Origin of the sequence: Methylomonas koyamae (assembly GCF_019669905.1) — a bacterium.
Classification (GTDB): domain Bacteria; phylum Pseudomonadota; class Gammaproteobacteria; order Methylococcales; family Methylomonadaceae; genus Methylomonas; species Methylomonas koyamae.
The window spans coordinates 126,746-138,596 of record NZ_AP019777.1; the positions used below are offsets into that span (position 1 = coordinate 126,746).

16 protein-coding genes are annotated in these 11,851 nt (G+C 59.1%); 4 read left to right on the forward strand and 12 right to left on the reverse strand.

From position 1 onward, the window contains the following. Positions 1-129: 129 nt before the first annotated feature. Entirely contained in the window at positions 130-846 is a 717-nt protein-coding gene (locus MKFW12EY_RS00595) for a YebC/PmpR family DNA-binding transcriptional regulator (RefSeq protein ID WP_221053818.1), read from the forward strand. A gap of 3 nt (positions 847-849) precedes the next feature. On the opposite strand, the gene MKFW12EY_RS00600 is transcribed toward MKFW12EY_RS00595, so the two are convergent. The 9 genes from MKFW12EY_RS00600 to MKFW12EY_RS00640 form a co-directional block, all read right to left on the reverse strand. Next, the gene (locus tag MKFW12EY_RS00600; RefSeq protein WP_221053819.1) at positions 850-1,440 is read right to left on the reverse strand and encodes an LOG family protein; all 591 of its coding nucleotides are present in this window, start codon (positions 1,438-1,440) and stop codon (positions 850-852) included. Positions 1,441-1,547: 107 nt separating this feature from the next. Further along, the gene (locus tag MKFW12EY_RS00605) at positions 1,548-1,688 is read right to left on the reverse strand and encodes a hypothetical protein (protein ID WP_157199586.1); all 141 of its coding nucleotides are present in this window, start codon (positions 1,686-1,688) and stop codon (positions 1,548-1,550) included. A gap of 105 nt (positions 1,689-1,793) precedes the next feature. Continuing rightward, positions 1,794-2,261: a CBS domain-containing protein gene (locus MKFW12EY_RS00610; RefSeq protein ID WP_054763464.1), complete on the reverse strand. Its 468-nt coding sequence runs from the start codon at positions 2,259-2,261 to the stop codon at positions 1,794-1,796. A gap of 275 nt (positions 2,262-2,536) precedes the next feature. Further along, complete coding sequence (locus MKFW12EY_RS00615) at positions 2,537-2,866, reverse strand: hypothetical protein (RefSeq protein WP_157199585.1); 330 nt, start codon at positions 2,864-2,866, stop codon at positions 2,537-2,539. 147 nt (positions 2,867-3,013) lie between these two features. Further along, complete coding sequence (locus MKFW12EY_RS00620; protein WP_342394026.1) at positions 3,014-3,286, reverse strand: DUF5710 domain-containing protein; 273 nt, start codon at positions 3,284-3,286, stop codon at positions 3,014-3,016. Between the two features lie 150 nt (positions 3,287-3,436). Next, positions 3,437-3,592, reverse strand: a complete 156-nt coding sequence (locus tag MKFW12EY_RS00625; RefSeq protein ID WP_172680373.1) for a hypothetical protein — start codon at positions 3,590-3,592, stop codon at positions 3,437-3,439. Between the two features lie 159 nt (positions 3,593-3,751). Beyond that, positions 3,752-4,237 carry a cupin domain-containing protein gene (locus MKFW12EY_RS00630; RefSeq protein ID WP_280637632.1) on the reverse strand — a complete coding sequence of 162 codons (486 nt, stop codon included), beginning with the start codon at positions 4,235-4,237 and terminating at the stop codon, positions 3,752-3,754. Next, positions 4,234-5,070, reverse strand: a complete 837-nt coding sequence (gene murI, locus MKFW12EY_RS00635; RefSeq protein WP_245006401.1) for a glutamate racemase — start codon at positions 5,068-5,070, stop codon at positions 4,234-4,236. Before murI ends, MKFW12EY_RS00630 begins: the two co-directional genes overlap by 4 nt. A gap of 95 nt (positions 5,071-5,165) precedes the next feature. Then, on the reverse strand, positions 5,166-6,221 hold the full coding sequence (locus tag MKFW12EY_RS00640; protein ID WP_221053820.1) for an NAD(P)-dependent alcohol dehydrogenase: 1,056 nt from the start codon (positions 6,219-6,221) through the stop codon (positions 5,166-5,168). A 172-nt stretch (positions 6,222-6,393) separates the two neighbouring features. Here MKFW12EY_RS00640 and mutY point away from each other — a divergent pair, with 172 nt between their 5' ends. The 3 genes from mutY (at position 6,394) to MKFW12EY_RS00655 (ending at position 8,394) form a co-directional block, all read left to right on the forward strand. Continuing rightward, positions 6,394-7,461, forward strand: a complete 1,068-nt coding sequence (gene mutY, locus MKFW12EY_RS00645; RefSeq protein WP_054763374.1) for an A/G-specific adenine glycosylase — start codon at positions 6,394-6,396, stop codon at positions 7,459-7,461. Further along, positions 7,445-7,717 (forward strand): oxidative damage protection protein, encoded by a 273-nt coding sequence (locus tag MKFW12EY_RS00650; protein WP_054763375.1) that lies wholly within the window; start codon positions 7,445-7,447, stop codon positions 7,715-7,717. The genes mutY and MKFW12EY_RS00650 overlap by 17 nt, the downstream gene beginning before the upstream one ends. A gap of 140 nt (positions 7,718-7,857) precedes the next feature. After that, the gene (locus tag MKFW12EY_RS00655) at positions 7,858-8,394 is read left to right on the forward strand and encodes a globin family protein (RefSeq protein WP_221053821.1); all 537 of its coding nucleotides are present in this window, start codon (positions 7,858-7,860) and stop codon (positions 8,392-8,394) included. Between the two features lie 38 nt (positions 8,395-8,432). Here MKFW12EY_RS00655 and MKFW12EY_RS00660 read toward each other — a convergent pair whose 3' ends face one another. From MKFW12EY_RS00660 to MKFW12EY_RS00670, 3 genes are all read right to left on the reverse strand, one after another. Then, a complete protein-coding gene (locus tag MKFW12EY_RS00660; protein WP_221053822.1) occupies positions 8,433-8,969 on the reverse strand; it encodes a hypothetical protein in 537 nt (178 codons plus the stop codon). A 37-nt stretch (positions 8,970-9,006) separates the two neighbouring features. Further along, complete coding sequence (gene lpdA / locus MKFW12EY_RS00665; RefSeq protein ID WP_221053823.1) at positions 9,007-10,422, reverse strand: dihydrolipoyl dehydrogenase; 1,416 nt, start codon at positions 10,420-10,422, stop codon at positions 9,007-9,009. Positions 10,423-10,630: 208 nt separating this feature from the next. Further along, positions 10,631-11,728 carry a phosphatidylinositol-specific phospholipase C gene (locus MKFW12EY_RS00670; RefSeq protein WP_221053824.1) on the reverse strand — a complete coding sequence of 366 codons (1,098 nt, stop codon included), beginning with the start codon at positions 11,726-11,728 and terminating at the stop codon, positions 10,631-10,633. Between the last annotated feature and the right edge of the window lie 123 nt (positions 11,729-11,851).

Here is an 11,851-nt window from a genome sequence, read left to right on the forward strand (position 1 = left end):
TCCGGCGCCCTAAACCGCTCGAAGCGGCGCCGGTACCCGACGAAATGCCCCACTAACGGTTCCCCTCGTTAAAATCTGCCTGTAAAATCCGCCGACTTCATTACTGCGATTACCGGGAGCAGCGCACTCATGGGCAGAGCCTACCAAAACCGAAAAGTATCGATGGCCAAAACGGCCGACGCCAAAACCAAGATTTACAGCAAATACGGCCGGGAAATCTATGTGGTCGCCAAGTCCGGCGGCGTCGATCCGGCCGGCAATCTGACCTTGCGCGGCTTGATCGACCGGGCCAAGAAAGACCAGGTGCCGTCCCACGTCATCGAAAAAGCCTTGGAAAAGGCCAAGGGTGCCGGCGGCGAGGATTTCGCACCGGCGCGTTACGAAGGCTTCGGCCCCGGCGGCTGCATGGTCATCGTCGATTGCCTGACCGACAACCCCAATCGCACTTTCAACGACGTCCGCCTGTGCTTCACTAAAACCAAAGCCAAGATCGGTACGCCGGGCACGGTTGGCCACATGTTCGACCACGCTGCGATTCTGGCTTTCAAGCACGACGACGAGGATGCGGTGTTGGAGGCGCTGTTGGCGGCGGACGTGGACGTCAGCGATATCGAAAACGACAATGGCAAGATCACCGTATTCGCGCCGCATTCCGACTATTTCAAAGCCAAACAGGCGTTACTGGATTTATTGGGCGAGATCGACTTCGAAGCCGACGAAATTCAATTCTTGCCGAAAGGCTTGACGCCGATTGCAGGAGACGATGTGGCGATGTTCGAAAAATTTCTGGATATGTTGAACGATCTGGACGACGTGCAAAACGTCTACCACGACGCCGAGTACTAAATCTCAGGTCTGGCTGCGCTCCAGCCAATGCGCGACCGCCGGCGCCCGGTAGCCGGCGTAGCGTTCCAGCAAGGCCGCCGGATCGGTGTCGACCATCAGCAGCGCCCGCGTTTGCGGTTTGACGAATTGTTCGGCGGCGACGTGGTCGAGGAATCGAATCAAGGCATCGTAATAGCCGGCGATATTCAGCACGCCGCAGGGCTTGGCGTGAAACCCGAGCTGAGCCCAGGTCCATATCTCGAATAATTCTTCCAACGTGCCGATGCCGCCTGGCAAAGCAATAAAGCCGTCCGCCAATTCCGCCATCCGCATTTTGCGCTCATGCATCGATGCGGTGACGTGCAGCTCGGTCAAACCGGGGTGGGCGACTTCCTTGGTTGCCAGCGCTTGCGGAATTACGCCGACCACTTGGCCGCCGAGCTCCAATACCCGGTCGGCGACGGCACCCATCACGCCGATACCGGCGCCGCCGTATACCAGACGCACATTCCGTTCGACCAAGGCTGCGGCTAGTTGCCGGGCAGCGGCGACATATATTTCGCTACGGCCCGGACTGGAACCGCAATAGACACAAATACTGCGAATGGCAGCCATTTTTCAAATCCAAAACTATTCTGTGCGCCAGGAAAATGCCGGCAGCGGGTAGGTTGCGAATCTTGTTCGGCCGCAGAGGGCCGAACCGGCTTTGCAGACGAAAACGCTCAGCCGCCGTCGGAATCCGCCGACGAGTCGCCGCCGGGCTTACCGCTATCGCGGTTTTCCTTGGCCAACACCTTGGTCACAAAAAACAAACCGCCGACCAAAGCCAGCACCATTACCACCTCTAGCAACATTCTCATCATAGCGGCCACCCCTTGCACGACGTTGGCGAACGCGGCACCGGTACGGGTACCGCCGGCACGTTTTAGACCGCGCTAGAGCGGCTGTCAACCATGATGCCCGCAGGGTTAAGCGCCGGCGTTACCTTGCTTCAGATCTTTTTCCAGTTGCTCGTGCGCCCGCTCCAATTTGGCGAATACCCGCAAAATGTCGGTGGCCGACAGGATGCCGACCAATTTGTCTTTCTCGACCACCGGCAAAGCGCCGATGCGGTGGTCGGCCATCATCGCCGCAGCCGCCGAGGCCGTGGTTTCGGGGGTAACGGTATAAACGCCGCGATGCATGATGTGCACGACTTTCTGCGAGACCACATGCAACTGGGTGTTGTCCTTATTGGCTTCGACGGCGTTGGAATTGCTTTTCGGACCCAGGGCCTTGTACAAATCGCGGTCCGAGACGATACCGACCAGTTTGCCTTTCTCGACCACCGGCAAATGGCGGATTTTTTCGTAGTGGATCAGGAAAAATACCCGGTCGATCAGGTCGTGGGGTTCTACGGTAAATACCTTGGTGGTCATCAATTCCGAAACTAGCATGTCGTTCTCCGATACGGGTTTAGCTTATAAAAATTATTAGGTTATTGGTTAATGGTCCGACCAACGGCGGTTAAAATCAAGCGCCGTTGCCGGCGCCCGGCCGGCGCAACGGTCGCAGCGGCTGCAAATGCGTCAGATAAAAATGCATATCAAGCGCTATCTGCCGTTAAGCGGGCTGCATCTGCTCGCAACGCCGGTAAAAAGTGTTGTCACGTCGTTTTGCGCGTAATTGGGCCAACTGGTGGACGACGCACTTGTACACCACAGGTCTGTTTTTAAAAACGGGTCCGATGCGTATCTTGTTCTTGGCTTGCAAACGCTCCTCCCCACTCGCGAAACGCCGCTGTCCAGAGCCCGGAGCCGGTATCGATTTTATCGCCGTATACGATTTTGACCGAGTGAGCAAATTGGCGCGGCATGGATGCCGAAGGTCGAGCAATGCGGGAACGATTGCCGAAACCGCGCAGATATTCGTTTGGAACGGATTTGAACGGCCGATAGGCTGGTCCGAAGGGCGAAAACCGGGGACGGTTTTGGTAGCGAAAGAACCCCGGCTGTGGCCGAGCCCCGACTTTAAATCCGGCTTTGCTTAGCGCCTGATTCATAACGCCTTAGCTTGAGCGCACTCTTTCAAATCCATCGCGTAGGCGCAAAGCGCTTTGGAGGATTTGTTGCCGTGGCCTGCGGATAACCTGCCAGGTATTCAGTGGCGGCATAGGCTGCGAGCCTGCCGCTGTCGGTAAGCGCACCGGTCAGTCCCAAGGCGGCTCGTCGCCGTCGTAAGCGACGAAGTGGCTATCGGCCGGCTGGGTGATATTTGCCGCCAGCGCCGCAACCGGCGTCGCGGAATCGGCCTTGGCAGCGGCTGGTTCCGCGGCACCTAGCCATTGGCCGAAGGGCTCCGGATCCTTGCCGGCCGGGATGTACCATTTTTTGTTGGAGGCATCCCAACGCGCACCGAGCGCTTTCGCGGCGTCCTTTTGCGCGTAAGGCACATTCAAATAGGTTTTTGCGGCCGCCATCATACTAAGCGCGGCCAAGCGGTAGTCTCAATCATGCCGGCATTGTAAATGATTGCCCACCCAAGCCATACCGCCAATCGCAGCGTTCGCGCAAGCTTTTGCCGCCGCGGCTCCGATCGGCCGGTTGACACCACCCGCGCCGGGCGCAAGCGGTCAGTCTTTTTGATTTTTCCGGTTTATGTTGATATTGCTGGCAAACGTGGTTGTGGCGAACAACAGCGACGAAATAATGAACTCGCCGGACAAGAAACCTACGATTCCGGTGATGAAGGCCAAGCCGTTCAGAATGTCTTTTTGTACGTTAGTCATGGTCTACTCCAAAAGTTGAACACATGGCTAGACTATAGGGACGGCCTATTTAATTAACAATAGCGCAAAAAACAGACACATTGTTTTTTAATCGAAAACAAACTGGCGAAATCGGCCTGATCTCGCTGCGGTGGTGGCCTGCGGCGGTTCCGATTCGGTTTAGTAAGGCGTCCCGTCTTTGTGGGTGAAATGCCAACGGCCTTCGATCCACGCCGCCTGCTGATCGTCGTCCGGGTATTGGGCCGAGTCGGCGGGGCTGCGGTCGCCGATTTCCAGATATTGCACTGCTTGCTCGGTTCGGTTCAGCAGATGGTGGGCATCGCCGCTGCCGGCCTTGAACCCGGCGCACATGCCCGGTGCCAGCGGAGTTTCCCCGGCATCGGTCACTAGGGTCGGATGGCCTTGCAGCACATAGATGAATTCGTCCTGCTGCGAATGCGCATGCCGTAACGCCGAACAGGCGCCAGGCTGCAAGGTCGTCAGATTGACGCCGAAATTAGTCAAGCCGAACAAGTCGCCGAGCGCGCGCTTCTCCCGGCCCGCCATCCTTGCGGCGAAGGGTTGCGGATACGTCGAGGCCTTGGCCCTGGGCTCGACCGCTGCCGCGAAAACGGCGGCCGGGACATCGGGTTGGTTAATATTCACCCCGCAGCCGGCGCTAGCCGGCGGTCGCGATTGGCCTGGACCGGCTCGACCTCGACCGGGCAGCCCCATAGGGCCGAAACTACCGCGTTCGCCCGCCCGCCCGCTGCGCTGGACAGGAAACGCGTCCGGGCCGGGGCCGGCCGCAAAGCCGCGGCGCGTTGATCGCCTAGCCGGCGTGCCAATTCCTTGGCGACCGCGGTCGCCGGATCGATAATCGCCCGGTCGGGACCGACGATGTCTTTGACCAGCGGCAGCAAAAACGGATAGTGGGTGCAACCCAACACGATGGTATCGGCGCCGGCTTCCAGTAGCGGTGCCAGATAGGTTTCCAACAAAGCCCGAGTGGCGGGACTGTCCAATTCGGCATTTTCCACCTGCTCGACCAGGCCGGGACAGGGTTGCAACAGAATTTCGATGTCCTGGCCGTAAGCCGCGCACAGCCGGGCCACGTTGGCGCTGGCCAGGGTCTGGCGAGTGGCCAGCACGCCGACCACGCCGGATCGCGTCATCCGCGCGGCGGGCTTGATCGCCGGTTCTATCGCCACTACCGGCAGCGGGCACCAGGCGCGTAGTTTTTCGATGGCTACCACAGTCGCGGTATTGCAGGCGACGACGATGGCCTTGACCCCTTGGTCCAGCAAAAAGCCGGCAATAGCGGCGGCGCGGTCTTCGATAAACCCGGCATCGCGCTCGCCGTAGGGGGCGTAACCGGAATCGGCTACATACAGCAAATCTTCCGCGGGCAACTCGGCGCGAATGGCCCGCAATACGGACAGACCGCCGACGCCGGAATCAAATACGCCGATCGGAGCGTCGGCGGCAGACATACTCATGACAGGACCAATTACCAGCTTGAATGGTTAAACGATATTGGCGAACAACTATACCAGCATCGCCGGGCGAAACGCTGTGCCACCGATAACTCGGGCTAGCGCGCCGGCGCCAGCGTCGCCATATCGATTACGAACCGGTATTTGACGTCGCTTTTCAACATCCGCTGGTAAGCGTCGTTGATGCCGGCCATCGGAATCAACTCGATGTCGGAGACGATGCCGCGCTCGGCGCAAAAATCCAGCATTTCCTGGGTTTCGCGGATACCGCCGATCAACGACCCGGCCAGCGCACGCCGTTGAAAAATCAGATTGCCGACATTCGGCGCCGGATGTGGCTTTTCCGGCACGCCGACCAGACACATCACGCCGTCGCGCTTCAGCAACGCCAGATATGGGTCCAGATCGTGCGCCGCCGCGACCGTGTTCAAAATGAAATCGAAACGTTTCAGATAACGGCTCATCGCTTGCGTATCCTTGGAAACCACCACGTCGTCGGCGCCGAGCCTCTTGGCATCGGCTGTCTTGTCCGGCGAGGTCGTGAACAGCACGGCCTCGGCGCCGAAGGCCTTGGCGAATTTCAGCCCCATGTGGCCCAAGCCGCCCAAACCGACGATGCCGACGCTGTGGCCGGCGCCGATCCGCCAGCGCCGCAACGGCGAATAAGTGGTAATGCCGGCACAAAGTAACGGCGCGGTTGCCGCCAAATCCAGCACGGGAGACAGCCGCAACACGAAATCCTGATCCACCACGATCTGGTTCGAATAGCCGCCGTAAGTCATTTTGCCGGTGTGCGGATCGGGGCTGTTGTAGGTAAATACTGCGTTTTCGCAAAACTGTTCCTGGTGGTCCAGGCAATCCTGGCAGGTGCGGCAGGCATCGACCATGCAGCCGACTCCAACCGAATCGCCGGCGCGGAAGCTAGTGACCGCGCCGCCGACGGCCGCGACTTTGCCGACGATTTCGTGGCCCGGCACGATCGGAAAGCTGCTGCCGTTCCATTCGTTGCGCGCCTGGTGCAAATCGCTGTGGCAGACGCCGCAGTACAGAATGTCGATCAGCACGTCGCGCGGCCCCGGTTCGCGGCGTTCGAATTGGAACGCACGCAACGGCGTCAACGGGTTGTAGGCGGCGTAACCATAACTTTTCAGCATTTCAGCGTCTCCTGGTGCGGATCGGGTAAGCGGGGTAAATAGCGGATTTTTACCACAAATCGCGCCGCCGTAGCGCCGAAGCGCGGCCGACCCCGGTAAATAACGCTGAAGCGGCCGGCTCCGGTTCGTGCTAACGTAGCGCCGATTTCAGCAGCACGCACTCGCGAGGTTCATGTCTCCCGACCAATTCCAACGACAGCTACTGGCCTGGTTTGACCGCCACGGCCGCAAGGATTTACCCTGGCAACGCGATATCAGCCCTTACCGGGTCTGGGTATCCGAGATCATGCTGCAACAAACCCAAGTCGCCAGCGCGATCGGCTATTTCGAACGCTTCATGTCGCGCTTCCCGTCGGTGCAGAGCCTGGCTTCCGCCGAATTGGACGAGGTACTGCAATACTGGGCCGGGCTGGGCTACTACGCTCGTGCCCGCAACCTGCATAAAACTGCACAAATCGTCGCGGCCGGCGGCGGCGAATTTCCGCAGACGCTGGCCGGCATGTGCGCATTGCCCGGCATCGGCCGCTCGACGGCCGGCGCCATTCTCAGCATCGCCTGCGGCCAGAGCCAGCCTATTTTAGACGGCAACGTCAAGCGGGTGCTGGCCCGCTACCACGCCGTAACCGGTTGGCCGGGCGAAACCCGCGTCGCCGAGCGGCTCTGGCAAATCGCAACGGCATACACGCCATCGCAGCGCACCGCGGCCTATACCCAAGCCATGATGGATCTGGGCGCTACGCTGTGCACTCGCAGCAAACCGTTGTGCGAAATCTGCCCGGTCGCCGCCGGCTGCCAAGCCCGCCAACAAGGTCTGGTCCGGCAATTGCCGGAAGCCAAACCGCGCAAAACCTTGCCGGTAAAACAGACCTATTGGCTGCTGCTGCAAGATCCGGAACGGCGAATATTGCTGGAAAAACGGCCGCCGACCGGCATCTGGGGCGGTTTGTGGAGCCTGCCGGAATTCGAAGACATCGCCGCCGTCGGCGACTGGTGCCGTCGGCTCGGCTGCATGGTACAGGCACCGCAGACGCTGCCGGCCGGGCGCCACACTTTTTCGCATTACCACCTGGATTACACGCCGCTGCTGGCCGAGCTGGAAAACCCCATAAACAATGTGATGGAAGCGGACCGGGCGGTTTGGTATAAAGCCGCCGACTTTGCGTTACTTGGCTTGCCGGCGCCGGTCAAGCGCCTGCTGCTGCAACATTACCCCGAGGATTTTTATGACGAGAATGGTTAAATGCGTGAAATTGGGCATCGAAGCGGAAGGGTTGGATGCGCCGCCGTTTCCTGGCCCGAACGGCCAGCGCATTTTCGAGCACGTCTCGAAACAGGCCTGGAAAGACTGGCTGGCGATGCAGACGATGATCATCAACGAGCGCCGGCTGGCCAGTTTCGACCCGGCGGCGAAAAAGGTATTGGAAGCCGAGCGCGAAAAATTCCTGTTCGCCGGCGGCTTCGAAATGCCGGACGGTTACGTACCGAAAAAGGATTGAGCCGCCGGGTGTAACGGCCCGCTGCCGCCTTGCAATCGAGTGCACAGGTTTTGTCCGGATAAGATCTGTGCGCGGCATTGACAACAAAGGCTGGTCTGGCAGACTGGCGACGGTTACAGCAACCGTGCCAGGAGACCACCATGAGCGCAACCGTAGCCCCGCAAGTCCAATCTATGCGCGCCGCTCTAAGCGACGGCAATTGGGTCGGCCGCATCGTCGACGTGTTTTACGCCAAGATGCTCGACGACTACCGCATCAACCGTTTTTTCTGCACCCGTCCGGCCGCCGAACAAGCTGCGGCGCTAAAGGCCTATCTGAAGGCTTATGCCGGCAACTTCAACAGCAAGGACGAAAAAGTGCTGGCGGCGCTGGACCATTACTTTACCGTGGCTTTCGCCCGCAACAACGCCAAGCCCGGCGGCAACGATTTTGCATTTTTGCCGGATACCGCCGGCGGCCGGGATAGCGGAACCGCGACACTGCTATGCCCGGCGCACGGCTTTCTGGTCAAACTCGGCCTCGACGATTTTCATTACGATATAGTTATCGAGCATCTCAGCGCCGCTTTACAGCAATTGAACGTGGCCGACGATCTGGCTTACCAGATGCTGGCTTTGGCCGAAAAAGGCCGCAACGGTTTGCTGGCCCGCGCCGGTAAATCCAACAGAATCGGCTGACCGGCAGTATTCGCCGGGGCGTTTGGCCCAGAAGCGGGTCAGCGCAAAATATCGTCGCCCAAGGTTCTGGCGTAATCTTCCGGAAAAGCGGTTTGAATATGAATGTCTTCGCGGCCGTTATCGGTCAGCTTGCAGACCAGAATAAACAATTGCACGATGAAGCCGTCACCCTTATGGGTGGATAGCCAGTCGAACGACATTTGCGCGCCCTTGGCTTTGGGGCGGAACACGGTAAATACGTCGAAATCCCGCCCCTTGCGCAGCACCACGCCGCGAATCTCTACTTTCCGGCATTGCGGATCGTTGAGCTTGGCCAGCTCGATTTGGCCCGGCACCGAATTCAGCACCTCGTGTACGGCTTGTATCAGATGCTTGCGCGAACCGAGCAAAATCGAATCTTTGGCCGGCAGTTTGGCGCCGCCGCGCGAGAAAAAATCCTCGCGCTCAGCGGTGTGCAGCGAGATGGCATGGCCGGGCTTGGCGACCCCGGCCGCCAGATCGGGGCGCGGCCGGCGCTCGCTGTCGCACAGTATCCGGTGGACTTCGTCCAGCCCGTAGGGGCGGTTATAAGCCATCGCTGAATTCCTTTCCGAAAACTGGTCGGCCAGAGGTTTACTTCTTCACGTACAAGTCGGTGATCGTGCCTTCGATCATCTCCGCCGCGAACGCGAAGGTTTCCGACAAGGTCGGATGCGGATGGATGCTGAGGCTGATATCGGTGGCATCGGCGCCCATTTCCAGCGCCAACACCGCTTCGGCGACCAGTTCGCCGGCACCGGGGCCGGTAAAGCCGGCGCCGAGAATGCGGCCAGTGGTTTTGTCGGTGAGGATTTTAGTAATGCCTTCGCTACGGCCCAGGGCCAGCGAACGGCCGGATGCGGCCCAGGGGAAGGTGGCTTTTTCGTATTCGACGCCTTGCTGCTGGGCTTGGGTTTCGGTCAGTCCCATCCACGCTACTTCCGGGTCGGTGTAAGCCACCGACGGTATCGTCAGCGCATCGAAGCCGGCTTTGTGGCCGGCGATGGTTTCGGCGGCGATTTTGCCTTCGTGGGTGGCTTTGTGTGCCAGCATCGGGTTGCCGACGATGTCGCCGATCGCAAAGATATGGTTAACGTTGGTGCGGCCTTGTTTGTCGACCGGAATGAAACCGCGTTCGTCTACTGTAACTCCGGCTTGCTCGGCGGCTATCAACTTGCCGTTCGGCCGGCGGCCGACCGCGACCAACACCGCGTCGAAGGTTTCGTTTTCCGGCGCACCCTTGCCTTCCATCGTCACTTTAATGCCGGCGTCGGTCGCTTCCATGGCCTTGACGCTGGTTTGCAGCCACAGGTTGTCGTATTGCTTTTTGATCTTGCGCTGCAATGGCGTGACCAAGTCTTTGTCGCAGCCGGGAATAATCTGGTCCATCAACTCGACCACGCTGATTTTCGAACCCAGCGCGTGGTAAACCGTGGCCATTTCCAGGCCGATGATGCCGCCGCCGACGATTAGCAGTTTTTCCGGCACGAAGTTCAGATTCAACGCGTCGGTGGAATCCCAAACCCGCGGATCGTCGTGCGGGAAACCGGGAATTTTGGTCGGCTGCGAGCCGGCGGCGATGATGGCGTTGTCGAAGGTCACGGTCTGGGTGCCGGCCTCGTTGGTCAGCGTCAGGCTGTTGGCGCCGGCGAATTTGCCTTCGCCGTGGAGCACAGTCACTTTGCGCTGCTTGGCCAGTTTGGCCAGGCCGCCGTTCAGGGTTTCGGTGACGCTCTGCTTCCAACTTCTAACTTTGTCCAGATCGATTTGCGGTTTGCCGAAACTGACGCCGTGCGCGGCCATGTCTTCGGCTTCGTGGATGATTTGCGCCACGTGCAGCAAAGCCTTGGACGGAATGCAGCCGACGTTCAGACAAACGCCGCCCAATACCGGATGGCGTTCGACCAAAACCACTTGCTTGCCCAAATCGGCGGCGCGAAACGCGGCGGTGTATCCGCCGGGGCCGCCGCCCAAAACCAGAACTTCGGCGTGAGTTTGTGTATTGCTCATGAAATGGAACTCCCTGAATGGTGGAATCGGTTACCGGCGCCTGCGGCAAGCTGGCGCTTAGCTTAGCAACGATTTTACCGGTTACCGCGCAGGATAGAAAATTAATCGGCCCCGGCCCGGAATCCGCAGATTCGGCAGGGGCGATCGGGCGGGAGTTCGCCGCCGCAACCGAAGGCCGGCCGGCCTTCGGCCGAGTTTGAAAAAATGCCTATTTGTTCATCGCGATGATATTGTTGATCAGACTCTTGCCCGGAAAATCCATCATTACCATGCCCACCCGTTTGCTGATGCGCATGTTGATATTCAGCGATTGGTAAACCTGGTTCAAGACCACGTAACTGGTGCGCAGATTGGCCAGATATTGACTGCTCAACGGATTGGTGCCGAGAAACGCGATCGAACACAGCTTGCCCAGGCAATTCACCCGCGGAAAATCCGGATAGGTGTTGGGATTGGTCAATGTGGTCAAGCCGGTCATCAATTGCGGCGCATCGGTTTGCGGCGAGCTTTTGCCGCTGGCGGCGAAGTAGGGAAAACCGCCGGTGGAACCGGTCAGGCAGCGGTTTATGTAAATTTTGTCCGGGTCGCCGCTGGCCGCCGCCATGAACTGCGTTTTGGCCTTTTCCCAGACGCTATACAGGTCCCAATTGGTGTTGAGCGGGCAATCGTCCGGCGCGGTGCCTTGCCGTTCCAGTTCCTTAAAATTGATACCCAGCCGGGTCCATTCCGCGAAGTTTTGCAGCAATACGACCTTGCCGCGCACCGAGCCCAAGGTCGGATTGAAGTCGGCCTCGGGCTGCCAGAACAGGTCGGGGTATTTGCCGGCGATCGCATTGTAGGTTTGCCAAAATTCGCGGGTGCTGCCGATGGCGGTCGATTCTTCCTTGATTCGCATAACCACGGTTTCGCCGGGATGCTGCTTCAAAAACGTCTGCACGATATCCAGTACGCCGGTAAAACTGGCTTTTTGGTAGACGGACCCGTGGTAAATCAGGAAATTATCGTTGACGTGGCGGCAACGGATGTCCAACACCCGGATACCTGCTTCGAGCTGCTCGCGCAGGTCCATGGACTGGGTTTGCGGAATATCGCCGCCGTACAAAGACATCGTGTCGTGAGTGCCGGGTAGCGATAGTTGGCTAAGTTTCAGCGTATCCGGCAGGTCGGTTAGCCAGTCCGGGTTGTGCGCGCCGCTGTCGGCGTCGTGAGAATAGGCCTCGCGGTCGATGGCGGTGGAGGCGGCTTCGGCATTGGCGGCGATCAGGCCGGCCAGGGCAAATGCGGTTAACGTGGCGGATAATTTCATGGCTGTCTCCTGATTACGGTTATCGAATACCGAAGATCGGCTTCGTTTAACCGATAACAGTCAATCCGCGTGCCAGCTTGCGCGATTCGGGACAATCCCTTGATTTATCAGGCTAATTGAAAA